Source organism: Roseococcus sp. SDR, from assembly GCF_019083995.1.
In the GTDB taxonomy this organism is placed as follows: Bacteria; Pseudomonadota; Alphaproteobacteria; order Acetobacterales; family Acetobacteraceae; genus Roseococcus.
Genome location: NZ_JAHRCU010000033.1, coordinates 1 through 17,713, shown reverse-complemented (window position 1 = coordinate 17,713; position 17,713 = coordinate 1). Strand labels below are relative to the sequence as shown.

Sequence of the window (17,713 nt, the reverse complement as noted above, 5' to 3'; positions counted from 1 at the left end):
CCCCATTGGCGCGTTCGTGTCAGATATGCGAAGCCTTGGCCGGAACGCCACATGTCGTCGCGAAGAATCCCATGGCCAAAACGAAGTCCCGCCCGCCCGCTTTCCTGGTGAAGTCCGAGCCCGATGTCTTCGGCTGGGACCAGCAGGTGGCCAATGGCGTCGAGCCCTGGACCGGCGTGCGCAACGCCCAGGCGGCCAATGTCCTCCGCGCCATGCAGCTGGGGGATCGCGTCTTCTTCTACCACTCCAATATCGGCAAGGAGGTGGTAGGCATCGTCGAAGTCGTCCGGACCGCCTATCCCGACCCGACCGATGAGACCGGCCGTTGGGTCTGCGTGGATGTGAAGACGGTCTCGAAGCTGCCGCAGCCCGTGCCACTCGCCGCCATCAAGGCCGAGCCGCGGCTGGAAGGCATCGGCCTGATCCGCCAGTCGCGCCTCTCCGTCATGCCCATCGCGCCCGAGCATGCGGCGGTGATCCTGGAGATGGCCGGCGCATGATCCGCATGCTGCGTGACCATTGGCTGATCGGCGCCCTGATCGGCGCGCCCCTGCTGCTGGCCATGGCGCCCGTGCAGCAGGTGGTGATGCCGCCCTGGCTGCTCTGGGTGTTCCTCGCGCAGCCGCTCTACATGATGCACCAACTGGAAGAGCATGTGGGCGACCGCTTCCGCCTCTTCGTGAATCAGCGCCTGGCCGGCGGCAAGGAGGCGCTGACGCCCACCGCCGTCGCCGTCATCAACATCGGCGGCGTCTGGATCGTGAATGCGGTGGCGCTGCTGCTCGCGGCCACGCATCACCCGGGCTGGGGGCTGCTCGCGGCGTATCTCATGGTGGTCAATGCGGGCACGCATATCGTGGCCGCGGTCAAGCTGAAGGCGTATAATCCCGGCCTCGTCAGCGCCGTGCTGCTGTTTCTGCCGGCGGGCCTCGCGACGCTCATCCTCGTCTCCGGCCAGCCCGGGGTGGGCTTCGTCGAGCATCTGGGCGCCTTGCTCTTCATCCTCGCGCTGCACGCCATCATCGTGCTGCACGTGACGCGCCGCTCCACATGACCGAGACGGCCGATTGGCGCGTCCTCTGCCGCATCGAGGACATCCCGGATGGCGAGGCGCGGGGCTTCGCGGCGCCGCCCGGCGGCTTCACCGGCCTCTTCGCCATCCGCCGTGGCGCGCGCGTGCTGGTCTACGTCAATTCCTGCCCGCATATCGGCCTGCCGCTGGAGCCGGTGCCGGATCGTTTCCTCGACCGCAAGAAGGAGATGATCGTCTGCGCCGCGCATGGCGCGCGCTTCCGCATCGAGGATGGGGAATGCGTCTCCGGCCCCTGCATGGGCGATGTGCTGGAGGCGGTGGAGGTGCGCATCATCGAAGGCGAGGTGCGCGTGCCCCCGGATGCGGGAATCTGATCCACCGGGGGTTTGACCGGACGAATGGGCGCGCTAGGTTGCGCGCCGAGGAAATACCGGTCCCCTAGAGAGGGAAATCCCTGCATGTCCATGATCACCCGCCGCGCCCTGCTCGGCACCGGCGCCGCCGTGGCGCTGGCCAGCCCTGCGCTCGCCTTCCCCGACCGCACCATCCGCATCATCTCGGGCTTCCCGCCCGGCGGGCTGAACGATGTGGTGAGCCGCGCCATGGCGGCGTCGCTGACGCCCATCCTGGGCGTCTCCGTCGTGGTCGAGAACCGCGTCGGCGCCGGCGGCAGCGTGGGCGGCACGGCGGCCGCGCGCTCGGCGCCCGATGGCCACACCCTCTGGATGGGGATCGTGGACACCCAGGCGATCCTGCCCACCGCGATGCGCGCGCTGCAATACGACCCGGACCGCGATTTCGCGCCGATCAGCTTCGTCGCCAACGTGCCCTTCGCCTTCATCAGCGGCCCCTCCCAGCCCAATATCCGCGACTTCCGCGCGCTGATGGCCGCCGCCAAGGCGCGCCCCGGCGCGATCAGCTTTGCGAGCTGGGGGGTCGCTTCCACCTCGCATCTCGCGATGGAGCGCGTGCTGCGCCAACAGCAGGTGGAAATGCTGCACGTGCCCTTCACCGGCCAGGCGCCGGGCATGCAGGCCATCATCGCGAGCCAGGTGGATTGCATGGCCCTGCCGGCCGGCGGCGCCGAGGGCGCCTGGCGCGCCGGGCAGTTGCGTGTGCTGGCCGTCGCCGCCAAGCAGCGCGTGCCGCTCTATCCCGATGCGCCCACCATCCTGGAGCTGGGCGGCACGCTGGATGCCGGCCTCTGGAAGGCGATCTACGCGCCGGCCCGCACGCCCGCGCCGGTCATCACCCGCCTGAACCAGGCGGTGCGCGAGGCGATGGCCCAGCCGCAATTCATCGAGGTGCTGCGCCTGCAGGGTGCCGTGCCCGAGCCCTCGACGCCCGAGGCGCTGGCCGAGTTGCAGCGCCGCGAGCGCGCCGCCTGGGGTGAAGTGGTGCAGGCCACCGGCGCCTATCTGAACTGAGCGGGAAGGGCGGGGGCGGCGCATGTACACGCTGATCAGCGCCACCCCCTCGCCCTATGCGCGCAAGGTGCGCATCGCGCTGCTGGAGAAGGGCATCCCCTTCACGCTCCAGACGGAGGTGCCCTGGCACGGCACCACGGCGACGCCCGCCTATAACCCGCTGGAGAAGCTGCCCGTGCTGGTGCAGCCCGACGGCACCGGCATTTATGAGAGCCGCTTCATCCTGGAATGGCTGGAGGTGAAGCACCCCACCCCCCGCCTCCTGCCCGACGACCCGGAGGCGATCCTCGCGGCGCGGCAGGTGGAGGTCCTCGCGGATGGCGTCTGCGATGCGGTGGTGCTGCTCTTCTTCGAGCGGATGCGTGCCGCCCCCAGCGAGGAATGGATCGCCCGCCAGCGCCGCAAGGTGGAGGGCGGCGTGCGGGCCCTGGCGGAACGCGCGGAGGATGGCTTCCTGGTCGGCAACCGCTTCGGCCTGGCCGATATCGCGGCGGGCACGGCGCTGCGCTACCTCGCGGTGCGCTTCCCGGAATTCGACTGGGCGGGGCAATACCCCAACCTCGCCGCGATGAGCGCGCGGCTGGAGGCGCGGCCCTCCTTCGCGGCGACCGTGCCGGTGCCACAGACCATCACCGAGAAGGTGGTCTAGGCTCGGGCCTTACCGCCCGCGCCGCTCCGCATGCGGCGGCCGCGCGCCGGCCGGCGTGCCGGCATCGAAGCCGAGGAAGCCGATCGAGGGCTGCGGCGCGCCGCCATTGGCCTGCCAGAGCTGCGGCAGGCGCGGCGTGGCGTTCACCGGCTGCACCGCCGTCTCACGCGCCTCGCGCGTCGGCGGCGGCGTGCGGGTGCGCACGGGCGGGCCGCGCAGCGGGATGGTGTCGGGCGGGGGCGGCGCATAGCCGGCCGTGCCGCGCACCGAGAGCACGTAGAACATGATCTCCGGCCGGCCCTGGTCGATCGCGGAATCCACCGCGGTCAGGCCCAGCGCGTTGCGCGCGTTCACATCGGCGCCGCGCGCCACCGCGTCCCGCACGGTTGCGATGTCGCCACGGTTGATGCCGTCGAACAGCGCATCATTGGGGTTCATGGAGGCGGGCGGCGTCTCGGCCGGGATGGGCGCCAGGCCGCGGCGCGCGGCCACGCCGGGCAGGGCCGGCGGCGGCTCGCGGGGCGCAGCGGTGACCGGCGGCGCCGTGGTGCGGCTGGAGCCGAGCATGCCCTGGGAAGCGGCCGGCAGGGCCGGCAGCAACAGGACGCCCGCGAGAAGCAGAGCAGGGGTGCGGGTCATCTCAGCGCCCTCCGAAGGTAAAACTGTCCGGCGGGGTCTCGGGGGCGGCGGGCGCCGCCTCTTTGATCTTCGCCTCGATCTGCTGCATCAGCCGGCCCAGGCCCTGGGTCAGCCCGCCCAGCTGCACCAGCGGAATGACCAGCATCCCCGCCGGAACCGGCTTGTTGTCGGCGCCCAGGCGCCCGAGCGTCAGCCGCACCACGCCATGCTGCACCGAAGCGTCGAGCAGGCCGTCGGTGAAGATGGTGGCCCCGAACGGGACGGAGGCCGGAGGGATCTGTTCGCTCATCGCATTAGCCATAGCCGAGGGGAGGGCCGGAGGCGAGGGGCTCCGCGCTACCAGGTCAGGGGCACGTTGAGGCGGGCCCCCGGGGCGGGCGTCTGCAGCAGCCGCTGGTCCGGGTGGGTCGGCGCCGGATCCGTGGCCGCGCTGCGGCTCGGCACGCGCGGATGGATCATGGTGGGGGTGAGCGTCGGCGATTGCGACGGCGCCACCGGCCGCGCCTCTATGTCGAGATTGGGCCGCGGCGCCAGCTGCGCCTGGGGCACGGAGGGCATGCCCTGGCCGAGCAGGCTGCCCGAAAAGCCGGGCGTGAGGGCGATGCCGCCATCCATGAAGGCGCGGTCCCGCGGGTCGCGGGGGCGTGGGCGGGGCGGCGCCTCGGCCCGCGGCGCGGGGGCCGCGGCCTGCGGCGTCGTGGCCGGGCTGGGGGAGGTCTGCGCGGGGGCAGGCAGGACGAGCAGCCCGGCGATGGCGAGGCCGAGAAGGGGTGTCACAGCCCCGCGACCCCGCGCGGGTCCTGCGGTGGATTGCCGGCGATCCCGGGTCCGCCCGCTTTCCAGGCCTTGAGCGACCAGTGCACGGACGGGAAAGCCAAATCGTCCCACGGGATCTCCTCCCAGGCGAAAAACCGCACGTCGAGGCTCTCTGGGCCGGGCGCGAAGCCCGGTTCTGCCAAGCGGGCTTTGTAGATGATCTGCACCTGCCCGATTCGCGCAATGGAATAGATGGCCAGCACCCCATCGAGTTCAAGCCGCGCGCGGGCCTCTTCCCAGGCCTCGCGCTTCGCCCCTTCCTCGGTGGTCTCACCCAGTTCCATGTAGCCGGCGGGCAGGGTCCAGTAGCCGCGGCGCGGCTCGATGGCGCGGCGGCAGAGCAGGATGCGCCCGCCCTCCGACACCACGCTGCCGACGACGATCTTCGGGTTCTCGTAGGCGATGAAGCCGCAATCGCCGCAGACCAGGCGCTCGCGGTCCTCGCCCTCGGGGACGCGGCGGACGAAGTTGGACATGCTCGCCCGCCGCCCCCTGACTTAGCCCGCGGAGGCCGCGAAGGCGAAGTTGTCGTAGCTGTTCTCGGCCACGCGGAACCACTGGAACAGCTCGGAGCGATAGGGGCGGTAGTTCTCCCAGATCGTCCGGAAGCGCGCGTTCTGCCCGGCGAGGTCGGCCATCAGCGCCTCGTTCGAGCGCCAGGCGAGCTGCAGGATCTCGCGCGAGTAGAAGCGCAGCTGCGTGCCCTGCGCGACGAGGCGGCGCAGCGCGATCGGGTTCAGGTGGTCGTAGCGGCTGACCATCTCGCTATCCGCCTCGGCGCAGGCGATGGCGAGCGCGTCCTTGTAGAGCTGCGGCAGTGCGTCGTACTGGCGCTTGTTGCTCATGAAGGTGAGGCGGGCGGAGGGCTCGAAGAAGCCCGGCGCGTAGTAGAAGCGCGCGACGCGGAAGAAGCCCAGGCGCTCATCGTCATGCGGGCCCACGAACTCGGTCGCGTCGATCGTGCCGCGCTCCAGCGCCGGGTAGATGTCGGCCGGGGCCACCAGGGTGGGGTTGGCGCCCATGCGCTGGAACACCTGCCCCGCGAGGCCGGAGATGCGGAACTTCAGGCCCTGCACATCCTGCTGCGTGCGGATTTCCTGGCGGAACCAGCCGCCCATCTGCGCGCCCGTGTCGCCGGCCGGCAGGCCCACGATGTTGTATTCGGCGAAGAGCTGGTCGGCGAATTGCTGACCGCCGCCATGGCGCATCCAGGCGGTCATCTGCCGGGTGTTCAGGCCGAAGGGGATGGCCGTGAAGAAGGCGAAGCCCGGCTCCTTGCCGATATACCAGTAGGAGGCGGTGTGGCCGCAATCGATGGTGCCGGCCTGCACCGCGTCCAGCACCTGCAGGCCCGGGACGATTTCACCGGCCGGGAAGACCTGGATGCGGAAGCGGTTCTCGGTCAGCGCCGCCACGCGGTTCGCGATGCGCTCCGGCGTGCCGAACAGCACGTCGAGGTTGCGCGGGAAGCTCGACTGGCAACGCCAGCGGATTTCCGGATTGGCCTGGGCGAGGGCGGGCGTGGCGAGCGCCGCCGGGGCGGCCATCGCGGCCGTGCCGAGGACGAGACGACGATTCATGACGTTTGCCTCCGAAGATGAAGAACTGGTGAGATGCGCATAACGCAGAGCCGCGCGCGGGGGAAGCGCGAAGCCGGTCAGGGGCCGGGCGGTGCGTCGGGGGCGGCGGGCGCATGGCGCGACCCGGCCACGGCATAGCCCTCGGCCTGCCCCGCCCGCAGCGCGGCCGGCAGGGACTGGCTGTAGAGAAACGCCGCCTCATCCGCCGCCTGCATGCGTTCGACGATGCGTCGCGCCACCGCGTCCAGCCGCCGCCGCTTCAGCCAGACGATGCCGAAATTGGCCGCGGGCCAGGCGGTCTCGTAGTCAAGCGGCACAAGACGGCCCGTCTCATGGAACAGCCGCGCCGTTCCGGCCGGGGCCAGCGTGCAGGCATCGGATTGCGCGGCGAGGGCGAGGTTGAGATGCGCCGTGGTGCCCATCATCGGATGGAAGCTGCTCGCCGCGCCCGGCGCCCGGCCCATCAGGGCGGCGTAGCGCCCCGCGATCCGTGTGCCCAGGCAGAGCGGATGGCGCAGCAGATCCGCCTCCCGCGCCGGCCGGCCGAGCGCCAGCAGCGGGTGGCCAGGCCGCACCCAGGTCAGCACGGCATGCCGCCGCAGGGGGATCACCTCGAATTCACCGGCCGAGGGCAATTCGGTGATCTCGCCCACCGCGAGGTCGGCGCGGCGCTCCTCCAGCAGGCGGAAGGCCTCGGCGAAATCGGTGGCGATGATCTGGATCCGCGTCTCCCGCGCGAGGTCGAGGCTGGCGGCGACGGCCGGCACCACCACGCAATCCAGCGGCATGGAGGCGGAGGCGATGGTGAGCGTCCGCGACTGCGTGCCGCGCAGCGCCTCCACCGTGGCGGCGAGCGCGTCTAGCCGCGCCATCCTGCCCCTGGGCCAGGATGGCGCGGCCGGTATCGGTCGGCTCCATGGCCCGGCGCGAGCGGTCGAAGAGCGTGGCGCCCAGGCGCTCCTCGATCTGCGCCAGGCTGCGCGTGAGGCCGGGCTGCGAGAGGCCCAGCACACGGCTCGCCTTCACCAGGGATCCATGCTCCGCGATGGTGACGATGATCCGGAGGTCCCTTCCCTCCAACATATGCGTTTCCTGCAACGAAAAATTGAGCTTCCGGGATGATGGCAGGAAGCCTCCGCCCCCTTAAGGCTCTTTGGCAAGGCTGGCCGGGGGTTGGCGCGCCGCCGGGGCGAGTTAGCCGTTGCGCGGGCGAATCCCATTGCGGGAAGGTGTCGGCCGGTTCAGCATCGGGTTTTGAGGAGGCACGCGCATGCGGTGGAAAGGATGGGTTTCGCACCCTGTCTGGCTCGGACTGGGCTTGGCGCTTCTGCTCGGCGCCGCCGCCCAAGCGCAGACCGGCAACCCCACGCATGATGCCTTGCAGGCGCGCTCGGACACGGAGCGGCGGCAGGCCCTGCATGAGGCGGTCCGCTCGCGCGGGGATCAATGCAACAGCGTGATCCTGGCCTTTCATGCGGGGATGGACGGCCAGCGCAACGCCTTCTGGGATTTCCGCTGCGCCGATGGCGCCCAGTATCGTGCCAGGCTGCCCTCCGAGCGTTTCGCGGCGATCGCCTTCCTGCGCTGCGGCGCGGCGGCACCGACGCCGCATCACGGCGGCCCCTGTTTCCAGGCGGTGACGGGCGCCGCGGCGCAGGTCGCGGCCGCGGGTGGCGGCAATGAGGCCTCCTGTCGCGCCGCCTGCGCTTCCCAGCCCGCTGCCGGGCAAAACCAATGCGTGCAGCGCTGCCTCTCCGGTCAGGGCATCGAGGTCGGCCAACAGGCCGCCGCCACCCTGCCGCCCGGCACCCGCTTCGGTGCCATGTATGTGACCGACCAGCCTGTCGCGGCCTATGGCTTCGCCAATGGCAACACGGATCGCCTGGCGGTGAACATGGCCGCGGTGCGCATCTGTCAGACCCTGGCCGGCCAGGTGCCGTGCAAGTTCCAGGGCGAGCTGGTGAACCAGTGCGGCGCCATCGCCATGGCGATCAGCCGCCACCCCCGCGCCATGGTCATGACGTCCGACCTCTCGACCCAGGTCCTCAACCTCGCCACCACGGGGCGCGGAGCGAACCGGCAGGCCGCCGAGGCCGAGGCCCTGCAGGCCTGCCGCCGGGCGGAGGGGCCGGGCGTCCAATGCCGGATCGTGGCCGGGGGGTGCTGATCATGAGCCACACGAATTCCAAGACCGAGAGGACCACCGTCATGCGCCATCTGCTCGCGGGCCTCGGCCTCGCTGCCCTGCTTGCCGCCCCGCTTCCCACACCGGCCTGGGCGCAGGGCGCGCCGCAGGCCGGGCAGAATCGCCAGCAGGCGCGGCCCGCGACGACGCTCGACGCGGTGCGCCAGCGCGGCCACCTGCTATGTGGCGTGAATGGTGGCCTGGCCGGCTTCTCCGCCCCCGATCCGGCCGGCGTGATGCGCGGGCTGGATGCGGATTTCTGCCGGGCTGTCGCCGCGGCGGCCCTGGGCGATGCCACGAAGGTCCGCTTCGTCACGCAGGCCACGGTGGAAGCCGGGCTGGATGCCCTGGCCGCGCGGCGCATCGATGTGCTCGCCCGCAACGCGACCGTCACCCTCACCCGTGATGCGGGCCGGCCGGTGACGCCCACCGCCGTCATCTTCTACGACGGCATGGGCTTCCTGGTGCCGCGCGCGCTCAACGTCACCTCCCCGCGGCAGCTTGGCGGCCGGACGGTCTGCTGGGCCGGCGCCGCAGGGCCGGGCACGGCCGGCGCGAACATCGAGAGCTTCGACAGCCGGCACGGCCTGAACCTCACGATCCGCCGCTTCGACACGCCGGCTGAGATCGTCACTGCCATGGAGGCGGGCACCTGCCACGCCTTCGCCGCCGATGGCGGCGCCCTCGCCTCCCGCCGCGTCACCGATTTCCGCGCGCCCGATCAGTGGCTGGTGCTGGCCGAGGTGATCTCGCGCGAGCCGCTCGCCCCCTTCGTGCATGCGGGTGACGACGAGTGGCGCGGGCTGGTCTTCTGGGTGACGCATCTGCTGCTCGGCGCCGAGTATCTGGGCGTGTCCTCCGCCAATATCGCCGAGAATCTCGGCCATGCGGATCCGCGCGTGCGGCAGATGCTGGGCGTGCTGCCCGGCCTCGGCCGCCCGTTGCGCCTGCCGGACGATTGGGGCGCCCGGGTGATCGGCAGCGTCGGCAATTACGGCGAGATCTTCGAGCGCAACCTGGGCCGCGCCTCCGTATTCGGCATGGATCGCGGCCTGAACGACCAATGGACGCGCGGCGGGCTGATGTACAGCTTCCCGACGCGGTGATGCGCCGCGCGCCGCCGGATCACCCTCCGGCGGCGCCGCTCCCGCCCTACAGGATGTAGCGCGACAGGTCCGCGCTGGCGGCGAGGTTCGCCACGCGCTCGCGCACCATCGGCGCGGTGACCGTGATGGTCTCGCCCCGCCGGTCGCTCGCGGTGAAGCTGATCTCCTCCAGCAGGCGCTCGATCACGGTGGCGAGCCGCCGCGCGCCGATATTCTCGACCGTCGCGTTGATCTCGGCGGCGAGGTCGGCCAGCGCATCCACCGCACCCTCGTCGAATTCCAGCTCCACGCCCTCGGTCTTGATCAGCGCGCTGGCCTGCTTGAGCAGCGAATGCTCGGGCTCGGTCAGGATGCGGCGGAAATCCTCGCGCGTCAGCGCCTTCAGCTCGACGCGGATCGGCAGGCGGCCCTGGAGTTCGGGCAGCAGGTCGCTGGGCTTGGAGAGGTGGAAGGCGCCGGATGCGATGAAGAGGATGAAGTCCGTCCGCACCGGGCCATGGCGCGTGTTCACCGTCGTGCCTTCGATCAGCGGCAGCAGGTCGCGCTGCACGCCCTCGCGGGAGACGTCGCCGCCGCGCACGCCGCCCTCGCTGCTGCGGGCGATCTTGTCGATCTCATCCAGGAAGACAATGCCGTTGTTCTCGGCGTTCAGCACGGCGCTGCGCGTCACCGCCTCATTGTCCAAGAGCTTGTCCGCCTCCTCGCGCGTCAGCGCCTCGCGCGCGGCGGCGACGGTCATGCGGCGGGGCTTGGGGCGGCCGCCGAACATCTTGCCCAGCATCTCCTGCATGTTCTGCATCTGGCCGGGGGGCATGCCGGGCATGTCCATCATGCCGATGGGCTGGCCCTGCGGCTCGCTCACCTGCACCTCGATCTCGCGCGTCTCGAGCTGGCCTTCGCGGAGCATCTTGCGGAACTTCTGGCGCGTTTCGCCGGCGGCACCTTCGCCCACCAGCGCCGTCACCAGCGCCTCTTCCGCCGCCAGTTCGGCCTTGGCGCGCACGCCCTTCCGCGCGGCATCGCGGGCCTGGACGATCGCGGCCTCCACCAGGTCGCGCACGATCTGCTCCACGTCGCGACCGACATAGCCGACCTCGGTGAACTTCGTGGCCTCGACCTTCAGGAAGGGCGCATTGGCAAGGCGCGCGAGGCGGCGGGCGATCTCGGTCTTGCCGCAGCCGGTGGGGCCGATCATCAGGATGTTCTTCGGCACCACCTCTTCCTGCCAGCTCTCCGGCAGCTGCTGGCGCCGCCAGCGGTTGCGCAGCGCGATGGCCACCGCGCGCTTCGCGTCATTCTGGCCGATGATGAAGCGGTCGAGCTCGCTGACGATCTCGCGCGGGGAGAGATTCACCATCTCGGGGGCGGTCACGTCGCTCATCAACCCAGCGTCTCCAGGATGAAGTTGCCATTGGTGTAGACGCAGATGCCGGCCGCGATGGCCATGGAACGCCGCGCGATCTCCTCCGCTTCCACACCCTCGACGGTGAGCAGCGCGCGCGCCGCGGCTAGCGCGTAATTGCCGCCCGAGCCGATGCCGATGATGGCGTCCTCCGGCTCCAGCACGTCGCCCTGGCCGGTCAGCAGCAGCGAGCGGTCCTTGTCGGCCACGGCCAGCAGCGCCTCGAGCCGGCGCAAATAGCGGTCGGTCCGCCAATCCTTCGCGAGCTCCACGCAGGCGCGCTCCAGCTGGTCGGGGAAGCGTTCGAGCTTGGCCTCCAGGCGTTCGAGCAGCGTGAAGGCATCGGCGGTGGCGCCGGCGAAGCCCGCGAGCACGCGGCCCTGGGCGATGCGGCGCACCTTGCGGGCATTGCCCTTCACCACCGTCTGGCCGAGCGAGACCTGGCCATCGCCGGCCATGGCCACGCGCCCGTTGCGGCGGACGCAAAGGATGGTCGTGCCGTGCCACCCCAGCGGATCATGCGTTTGGTTTGTCATGCGCCGCATGTGGCCCGTCCGGGTGGCTTCGGCAATGCGGCTTGCCGGGATGCATGTCTGATCCCAACCTCTCGCATCCAAGGAGATTCGCATGCTGCCCAGCCTCTTGAACGACGCCCCTGACGCGCTACCGCTGCATGTGGTGACGCCCGAGAGCTGGGAGGCGCTGCCCGGCGCGGCTTTTGCGCGTGCGGCCGGCTTCGCGGGCAAGCCCGGTGAGATCGCGCTGCTGCCGGGCGAAAGCGGCGTGGCGGGCGCGCTGTTCGGCGCCCCGCGCAATGCCGAGGGCTATGGTGCCCTGCCCCATGGTCTGCCTGAAGGCACCATCTGGCGCCTGGTCGGCGGGGATGGCGCTGCGGCGGCGCTGGGCTGGGCGTTGGGCGCCTATCGCTACACCCGCTTCAAGCCGGGCAAGCGTGCGCCGGCGCGGCTGGTGGCGCCGGCGGGCAGCGAATCGGCGCAGGCCGTGGCCGCTGCCATCTGCCGCGGGCGTGATCTCATCAACACGCCGGCCAACCATCTTGGCCCGGCCGAGCTGGTCGCGGCTGTCGGCGAAGTCGCGGCGCAGCACGGCGCGCGCTTCCGCGTGATCGAGGGCGAGGAGTTGCGCCAGGGCTTCCCCGCGGTGCAGGCGGTCGGCCAAGGGAGCCCCCGCGCACCGCGCATCGCCGTGCTGGAATGGGGCGCGGCGGATGCGCCGCTGGTGGCGCTCTGCGGCAAGGGCGTCTGCTTCGACACGGGCGGGCTCGACCTCAAGCCGTCGAGTGCGATGCTGCGGATGAAGAAGGACATGGGCGGCGCCGCCGTGATGCTGGCGCTGGCCGAGGCGCTGATGGCGCAGAAGGCCCCCATCCGGCTTCTGCTGCTCATCGGCGCGGTCGAGAACAGCGTCAGCGGCGAGGCCTTCCGCCCGCTGGACGTGATCCGCACGCGCCAGGGGCTGACGGTCGAGATCGGCAACACCGACGCCGAGGGCCGCCTGGTGCTGGCGGATCTTCTGACCTTCGCGGGCGAGCAGCAGCCAAGCCTGATCCTCAATGGTGCAACCCTGACGGGTGCCGCGCGCGTGGCGCTCGGCCCCGACCTGCCCGCGCTGTTCAGCAATGACGACGCCCTGGCCGGGGCGCTGCTGGCCGGCGGGCAGGCGGTGGGCGATCCGCTCTGGCGGCTGCCGCTGCATGATGGCTATGCGAACTGGCTGGAAAGCCCCATCGCCGATCTCAACAACGTCGCGTCCAAGCCGATGGCCGGCGCCATCATCGCGGCGCTCTTCCTGCGCCGCTTCGTGCCGGAGGGCACGCCCTGGGCGCATCTCGACCTCTATGCCTGGAATGATGCGACCCGGCCCGGCCGGCCTGAGGGGGGCGAGGCCACCGGCATGCGCGCCGCCTTGGCCGGCCTCGCGCGCTTCCTGGATTTTCCCGTCGCCTAACTCACGGAAAAACTTAAAAAATCAGCGAGAAAATGAATTTCTTGCAATCCCGGGAGAAATCGGGCCTACTCATAATCCTGACGCACCCAATATGATTTGTCAGAGAGTTGTTACACCTCGCGCGCCGGGTGCGGGGTGAGCCAAGGCGGCGCCCAGACCATCGGCGCCTGAAGGAAAGTCGCGATGTCTGTCCAGATCAATCCTGACCAGCTCATCGGCATCCTGCGGGATACGACGGTCGCGCTGGTCCGCCGCGATGGGCCGGACCTTTCGGCGCGCCAGCTGGGCGTCTTCCTCTCGGTCTATCTCAGCCCCGGGCCGCATACGGTGCGCGGGCTGGCGCAGAACCTCAACGTGTCGAAGCCCGCCATCACGCGCGCGCTGGATCGCCTGGGCGAGCTGGATCTCGCCCGCCGCAAGGTGGACCCGATGGACCGCCGCAGCGTGCTGGTGCAGCGCACCCTGAAGGGCACGGTCTTCCTGCGTGAGCTGCGCCAGACCATGGCCGAGGCCGAGGGTGTGGTGGCCGAGATTCCGGCGGTGGAATCGGTCGAGGCGTAAGCCTCGCGGGGATTTCAACGCCTGAGGCTGCGGCCGGCTCAGTAGCCGGCGCTGAAATCCACCAGGTTGATGAGCGGCCGCCCCTCTCGCGCGCGACGCAGGTTCTCCACGACCTGCGGCGCCGCACTGGAGGGGATGGTGATGGCCGAGGCATGCGGCCAGACCAGCACCTTGGGGTGCGTCCAGAAGCGATGTTCCGCCGGCAGCGGCTCGGGCTCGAAGACGTCGAGCGCGGCGGCCGCCACATGGCCGGAATCCAGCGCCGCCAGCAGGTCCTCCGCCACCAGATGTCCGCCGCGCGCGGCGTTGATGACGAAGGCGCCGCGCGGCAGGAAGCCCAGCGTCTTCGCGTTGATCACGCCGCGCGTCTCGGGCGTCAGCGGCAGCAGACAGACCAGGATGTCCGTCTGGCGCAACATCGCCTCCAAGCCATCGGGGCCGGAGAAGCAGGTCACGCCCTCCACCTGGCGCGGATTGCGCGTCCAGCCCATCACCGGGAAACCCAGGCCCCGCAGCGCCTGCGCGGAGGCGTTGCCGAGCTGGCCCAGGCCCAGCATGCCGATGCGGCGCTTGGCCGTGTCCGGCGCGGGCAGCTCGTCCCAGATGCGGGCGGCCTGCTGCGCGCGGTATTCCAGATCCTGCCGGTGGAAGCGCAGCACGTTCAGCAGCACCCATTCGGTCATGCCGCTGGTCAGCCGCTCATCCTTGAGGCGCGCCACGGGGATGCCCGGCGGCGGGCCCGGCGGGCGCAGCAGATGGTCCACGCCGGCGCCCATGGAGACGACGAGCTTGAGATTCGGATAGCGCCGCAGCTCCGCCATGTCGTGCTGCGTCCAGCAGACCGCGGCCTCGATGTCCTTCGGGTCGCCCGCATCGGGGAAGAGGCGGATATCGAGCGTCGGGTCCTCGGCCAGCAGCGCATCGCGCCAGTCGTGCATGGCATTGGCCTTGGTGGAGAGAAGAATGGCCATCAGCCGGGTCCTTGTTCGGGGAGGTTCACGCCCTCCAGCCCATGAAAGCTGCGCACATAGGCACGCCAATCGTCGCGGCGCGTCGCCACGCGCTCCGTGCCGTCGGGCAGCTTGGCGTAGAGGCTCAGCACGCCGCGGGCCCACATCACGTCGAAGTTGAGGTCCGCCTGGAGGACATAGGCGGCGGTCCGCATGAACACATCCTCCTTGATCTTCGGCTGCACCTTGGCGAGCCACCACCAGCAGCCGATCGCGAGCACGACGGCACCCACGTAGAAATGGATCAGCGCGGTGGCGAGGAAGGAGGAGGTGAGAATCAGGCCGGCCGGGATGATGTTCTCGGCATAGCGATAGACCGGGCTGCCGGGCGAATTCATCTTGCGGATGTGGATGCCGAGCTTCACCAGCTCGATATCCATCAGCGCCTGGAGCTTCTGGCGCTCCTGGCCGGCCCAAGGGTGGGCCGCGGTCTCGTCGGTGGTTGCGCTCAACTCGTTCCGTTCCCCTCGGCCGCGCGCAGCTCGAAGGCGGCGGCCATCAGGGCGCGCGTATAGGGCTCGCGCGGGTTTTGCGTAAGGGCCTCGGCCTCGCCCGCTTCCACGATGCGGCCCCCTTTCATCACGATGATGCGATGCGCCATGGCGCGCACCACGCGCAGGTCATGGCTGATGAAGAGGTAGGCGAGGCGGTGCTTCTGCTGCAGCCCGCGCAGCAGCTCCACCACCTGCGCCTGCACGGAAACGTCCAGCGCCGAAGTTGGCTCGTCCAGCACGACGAGGCGCGGCTTGAGCACCAGGGCGCGCGCGATGGCGATGCGCTGGCGCTGGCCGCCGGAGAATTCATGCGGGTAGCGCTCGGCCATGCCGGCCTCGAGCCCCACCTCCTCCAGCGCCTGGGCGACGCGGCTGGCGCGCTCCGCTTCGCGCAGTCCGGGCTCGTGGACCGCCAGCCCCTCGCCGATGATCTCGCCCGCATTCATGCGCGGTGAAAGCGAGCCATAAGGGTCCTGGAAGACGATCTGCATGCGCGCCCGCAGCGGGCGGAGCTCGGCGCGGGAGAGGGGCTGGATGTCGCGCCCCTCGAAGCGGATGCTGCCCGTGCTGCTCTCCATGCGGATCAGTGCGAGGCCCAGCGTGGTCTTGCCGCTGCCGCTCTCGCCCACCAGGCCCAGCGTCTCGCCCTCGCGCAGCGACACATCCACGCCATCCACCGCCTTCACATGGGAGACGACGCAGCGCAGCAGCCCGCGCCGGATGGGGAAATGCACGCGCACATCCTGGCCTTGCAGAACTTCGGGCGCATCGGGCGCGACCGGTGCGGGGCGGCCGCGCGGCTCGGTCGCCAGCAGCATGCGGGTATAGGCGTGCTGCGGATGGGCGAAGACCTCGGCCACCGGCCCTTGCTCCACCACCGCGCCATCCTTCATCACCACCACGCGGTCGGCATGGCGGCGGACGATCTGCAGATCGTGCGTGATGAGCAGCATGGCCATGCCGAGGCGGCGCTTCAGATCGGCCAGCAATTCCAGGATCTGCGCCTGGATGGTCACATCCAGCGCCGTCGTCGGCTCATCGGCGATGAGCAGCTTGGGCTCATTGGCGAGTGCGGCGCCGATCATCACGCGCTGGCGCTGCCCGCCCGACATCTGGTGCGGATAGGCGCCCAGGCGCTCCTCCGCATTGGGCAGGCCGGCGCGCTTCAGCGTCTCGATCACGGCCTGGCGCAGCACCTCGCCGCGCAGCGGGCGGTGCAGCGTGATCGCCTCGCCCACTTGGCGCCCGATGGTGTGCAGCGGGTTGAGCGAGGTCATCGGCTCCTGGAAGACCATGCCGGCCACGCCGCCGCGCAGGCGTTGCAGCGTGCCCTCATTCGCCGTCAGCACCTCCGTGCCATCCAGCGTGATGCGGCCTTCCGGATTGCTGCCCGTATTGGCCAGCAGCCGCAGGATGGAGAGCGCCGTGACCGACTTGCCGGAGCCGCTTTCGCCCACCAGCGCCACCGTCTCGCCGGTGTGCACGGAGAAGGAGACGCCGCTGACCACGCGCTTGCCGCGAAAGGCGACGGCGAGGTTCTCGACGGCGAGGAGGGGCGTCTTTTCCATCAGCCCATGCTCCCGCCGGGCAGTTTCCGCGGGTCGAACGCATCCCGCACCGCTTCCCCGATGAAGATCAGCAAGGTCAGCACGCCGCCCAGCACCACGAAGCCAGTGAAGGCGAGCCAGGGTGCCTGGAGGTTGTTCTTGCCCTGGCTCAGCAGCTCGCCGAGCGAGGCCGAGCCGGGCGGCAGGCCGAAGCCCAGGAAGTCCAGCGTCGAGAGCACCGTCACCGAGCCTGAGAGGATGAAGGGCAGGAAGGTCAGCGTCGCCACCATCGCATTGGGCAGGATGTGGCGGAACATCAGCCGGCTGTCCGAAACCCCCAGCGCCCGTGCCGCCCGCACATAATCAAGATTCCGACCCCGCAGGAATTCCGCGCGGACCACGCCCACCAGCCCCATCCAGGAAAACAGCAGCAGAAACACCAGCAGCGTCCAGAAGCTCGGCTCGATCACCGAGCCCAGGATGATCAGCAGGAAGAGCTGCGGCATGCCGGACCAGATCTCGATGAAGCGCTGGAAGAGCAGGTCCGTCCAGCCGCCGTAATAGCCCTGCACCGCGCCGGCCGCGATGCCGATGATCGAGGCCGCGATCGTCAGCGTGAAGCCGAACAGAACGGAAATCCGGAAGCCATAGATCACCCGCGCCAGCACATCCCGCGCCTGGTCATCCGTGCCGAGCCAGTTGCGCCAGGAGGGCGGCGAGGGCGCGGGCTGGCCCAGATCGCGCACCACCGTCGCATGGCTGTAGCGGATCGGTGGCCAGACCACCCAGCCGCGCGCCTGCACGTCCCGCATGAATTCCGGATCGTGCCAATCGGCCTGTGTCGGCAGGCCCTCGGGCACGATGTCGCTCTCGGCATATTCGACGGCGACGGGGAAGAACCAGTTGCCATCCACCCGCGCCACCAGGGGGCGGTCATTGGCCAGCAACTCCGCGAAGAGCGTAAGGAAAAACAGCGCGCCGAAGATGTACAGCGAGATCATGCCGCGGCGGTTCGCGCGGAAATTGGCGATGCGGCGGCGGGTGAGGGGGGACAAGGTCATTGAGGGGCTTTGCCCCCCGGTCTTTCTTTCACTGTTTGTCGTGAGGTGTGCTCGATGGCCTTGGCTGCCTTGGGTGTCAGCCCGGGCTGAGCGAGGGCGACCATGTTTGCGAGGCGTCCTTCCACGATGATGCGGGGTGGCTTGTAGGGTTTCGTCGGATGGATGACCACCCGTTCGACGAGTTGGCGCACCGCGTCTGAAGCCGCGGGATTGTCGCTTGCCGCCAGTCCGTCCC

The 17,713-nt window shown here is 70.2% G+C and carries 22 protein-coding genes and 1 pseudogene; 9 read left to right on the top strand and 14 right to left on the bottom strand.

Features of this window, described 5'->3' with window-relative positions:
- The first annotated feature begins 71 nt into the window (after window positions 1-71).
- The 5 genes from KTR66_RS23125 (at window position 72) to KTR66_RS23105 (ending at window position 3,109) form a co-directional block, all read left to right on the top strand.
- On the top strand, window positions 72-500 hold the full coding sequence (locus KTR66_RS23125) for an EVE domain-containing protein (RefSeq protein WP_213616934.1): 429 nt from the start codon (window positions 72-74) through the stop codon (window positions 498-500).
- Entirely contained in the window at window positions 497-1,054 is a 558-nt protein-coding gene (locus KTR66_RS23120) for an HXXEE domain-containing protein (protein ID WP_213616932.1), read from the top strand. Before KTR66_RS23125 ends, KTR66_RS23120 begins: the two co-directional genes overlap by 4 nt.
- Window positions 1,051-1,407, top strand: coding sequence for a Rieske (2Fe-2S) protein (locus KTR66_RS23115; RefSeq protein WP_213616930.1), 357 nt, complete (start codon window positions 1,051-1,053; stop codon window positions 1,405-1,407). Before KTR66_RS23120 ends, KTR66_RS23115 begins: the two co-directional genes overlap by 4 nt.
- Window positions 1,408-1,491: 84 nt before the next feature.
- Window positions 1,492-2,460, top strand: coding sequence for a tripartite tricarboxylate transporter substrate binding protein (locus KTR66_RS23110; RefSeq protein WP_213616929.1), 969 nt, complete (start codon window positions 1,492-1,494; stop codon window positions 2,458-2,460).
- A 22-nt stretch (window positions 2,461-2,482) separates the two neighbouring features.
- Complete coding sequence (locus tag KTR66_RS23105; protein ID WP_213616927.1) at window positions 2,483-3,109, top strand: glutathione S-transferase N-terminal domain-containing protein; 627 nt, start codon at window positions 2,483-2,485, stop codon at window positions 3,107-3,109.
- 9 nt (window positions 3,110-3,118) lie between these two features.
- Here the strand turns inward: KTR66_RS23105 and KTR66_RS23100 are convergent, their stop codons facing one another.
- The 7 genes and pseudogenes from KTR66_RS23100 to KTR66_RS25360 form a co-directional block, all read right to left on the bottom strand.
- Window positions 3,119-3,748, bottom strand: a complete 630-nt coding sequence (locus KTR66_RS23100) for an ankyrin repeat domain-containing protein (RefSeq protein ID WP_213616925.1) — start codon at window positions 3,746-3,748, stop codon at window positions 3,119-3,121.
- 1 nt (window position 3,749) lies between these two features.
- Window positions 3,750-4,037 (bottom strand): hypothetical protein, encoded by a 288-nt coding sequence (locus KTR66_RS23095; RefSeq protein WP_213616923.1) that lies wholly within the window; start codon window positions 4,035-4,037, stop codon window positions 3,750-3,752.
- A 47-nt stretch (window positions 4,038-4,084) separates the two neighbouring features.
- The gene (locus tag KTR66_RS23090) at window positions 4,085-4,525 is read right to left on the bottom strand and encodes a hypothetical protein (protein ID WP_213616921.1); all 441 of its coding nucleotides are present in this window, start codon (window positions 4,523-4,525) and stop codon (window positions 4,085-4,087) included.
- Complete coding sequence (locus tag KTR66_RS23085; RefSeq protein ID WP_213616919.1) at window positions 4,522-5,040, bottom strand: NUDIX hydrolase; 519 nt, start codon at window positions 5,038-5,040, stop codon at window positions 4,522-4,524. The genes KTR66_RS23090 and KTR66_RS23085 overlap by 4 nt, the downstream gene beginning before the upstream one ends.
- Before the next feature lie 21 nt (window positions 5,041-5,061).
- Window positions 5,062-6,144 carry a TRAP transporter substrate-binding protein gene (locus tag KTR66_RS23080; protein WP_213616918.1) on the bottom strand — a complete coding sequence of 361 codons (1,083 nt, stop codon included), beginning with the start codon at window positions 6,142-6,144 and terminating at the stop codon, window positions 5,062-5,064.
- A gap of 77 nt (window positions 6,145-6,221) precedes the next feature.
- Window positions 6,222-7,016 carry a substrate-binding domain-containing protein gene (locus KTR66_RS23075; protein ID WP_249732383.1) on the bottom strand — a complete coding sequence of 265 codons (795 nt, stop codon included), beginning with the start codon at window positions 7,014-7,016 and terminating at the stop codon, window positions 6,222-6,224.
- Between the two features lie 34 nt (window positions 7,017-7,050).
- Window positions 7,051-7,227 (bottom strand): annotated as a pseudogene (locus tag KTR66_RS25360) (LysR family transcriptional regulator); the annotation flags it as partial.
- Between the two features lie 235 nt (window positions 7,228-7,462).
- Between KTR66_RS25360 and KTR66_RS23070 the strand changes: the two are divergent.
- Window positions 7,463-8,311 (top strand): DUF4189 domain-containing protein, encoded by an 849-nt coding sequence (locus KTR66_RS23070; RefSeq protein WP_213616914.1) that lies wholly within the window; start codon window positions 7,463-7,465, stop codon window positions 8,309-8,311.
- A 2-nt stretch (window positions 8,312-8,313) separates the two neighbouring features.
- Window positions 8,314-9,435, top strand: a complete 1,122-nt coding sequence (locus KTR66_RS23065) for a transporter substrate-binding domain-containing protein (RefSeq protein ID WP_213616912.1) — start codon at window positions 8,314-8,316, stop codon at window positions 9,433-9,435.
- Between the two features lie 46 nt (window positions 9,436-9,481).
- Here KTR66_RS23065 and hslU read toward each other — a convergent pair whose 3' ends face one another.
- Window positions 9,482-10,816 (bottom strand): ATP-dependent protease ATPase subunit HslU, encoded by a 1,335-nt coding sequence (hslU, locus tag KTR66_RS23060; RefSeq protein ID WP_305799154.1) that lies wholly within the window; start codon window positions 10,814-10,816, stop codon window positions 9,482-9,484.
- Window positions 10,816-11,373, bottom strand: coding sequence for an ATP-dependent protease subunit HslV (hslV, locus tag KTR66_RS23055; protein ID WP_213616910.1), 558 nt, complete (start codon window positions 11,371-11,373; stop codon window positions 10,816-10,818). Before hslV ends, hslU begins: the two co-directional genes overlap by 1 nt.
- Window positions 11,374-11,464: 91 nt before the next feature.
- On the opposite strand from hslV, the gene KTR66_RS23050 reads away from it, so the two are divergent.
- Both KTR66_RS23050 and KTR66_RS23045 read left to right on the top strand, forming a co-directional pair.
- The gene (locus KTR66_RS23050) at window positions 11,465-12,805 is read left to right on the top strand and encodes a M17 family metallopeptidase (RefSeq protein WP_213616908.1); all 1,341 of its coding nucleotides are present in this window, start codon (window positions 11,465-11,467) and stop codon (window positions 12,803-12,805) included.
- Between the two features lie 183 nt (window positions 12,806-12,988).
- Window positions 12,989-13,366: a MarR family transcriptional regulator gene (locus KTR66_RS23045; RefSeq protein ID WP_213616906.1), complete on the top strand. Its 378-nt coding sequence runs from the start codon at window positions 12,989-12,991 to the stop codon at window positions 13,364-13,366.
- Between the two features lie 38 nt (window positions 13,367-13,404).
- On the opposite strand, the gene KTR66_RS23040 is transcribed toward KTR66_RS23045, so the two are convergent.
- From KTR66_RS23040 to KTR66_RS23020, 5 genes are all read right to left on the bottom strand, one after another.
- A complete protein-coding gene (locus KTR66_RS23040; protein WP_213616904.1) occupies window positions 13,405-14,337 on the bottom strand; it encodes a glyoxylate/hydroxypyruvate reductase A in 933 nt (310 codons plus the stop codon).
- Entirely contained in the window at window positions 14,337-14,828 is a 492-nt protein-coding gene (locus KTR66_RS23035) for a hypothetical protein (RefSeq protein ID WP_249732382.1), read from the bottom strand. The genes KTR66_RS23040 and KTR66_RS23035 overlap by 1 nt, the downstream gene beginning before the upstream one ends.
- Complete coding sequence (locus tag KTR66_RS23030; RefSeq protein ID WP_213616902.1) at window positions 14,825-16,438, bottom strand: ABC transporter ATP-binding protein; 1,614 nt, start codon at window positions 16,436-16,438, stop codon at window positions 14,825-14,827. The genes KTR66_RS23035 and KTR66_RS23030 overlap by 4 nt, the downstream gene beginning before the upstream one ends.
- The gene (locus KTR66_RS23025) at window positions 16,438-17,472 is read right to left on the bottom strand and encodes an ABC transporter permease (protein ID WP_213616966.1); all 1,035 of its coding nucleotides are present in this window, start codon (window positions 17,470-17,472) and stop codon (window positions 16,438-16,440) included. The genes KTR66_RS23030 and KTR66_RS23025 overlap by 1 nt, the downstream gene beginning before the upstream one ends.
- A 2-nt stretch (window positions 17,473-17,474) precedes the next feature.
- A partial coding sequence (locus tag KTR66_RS23020) for a hypothetical protein (protein ID WP_213616900.1) occupies window positions 17,475-17,713 on the bottom strand: 239 nt, incomplete at its 5' end.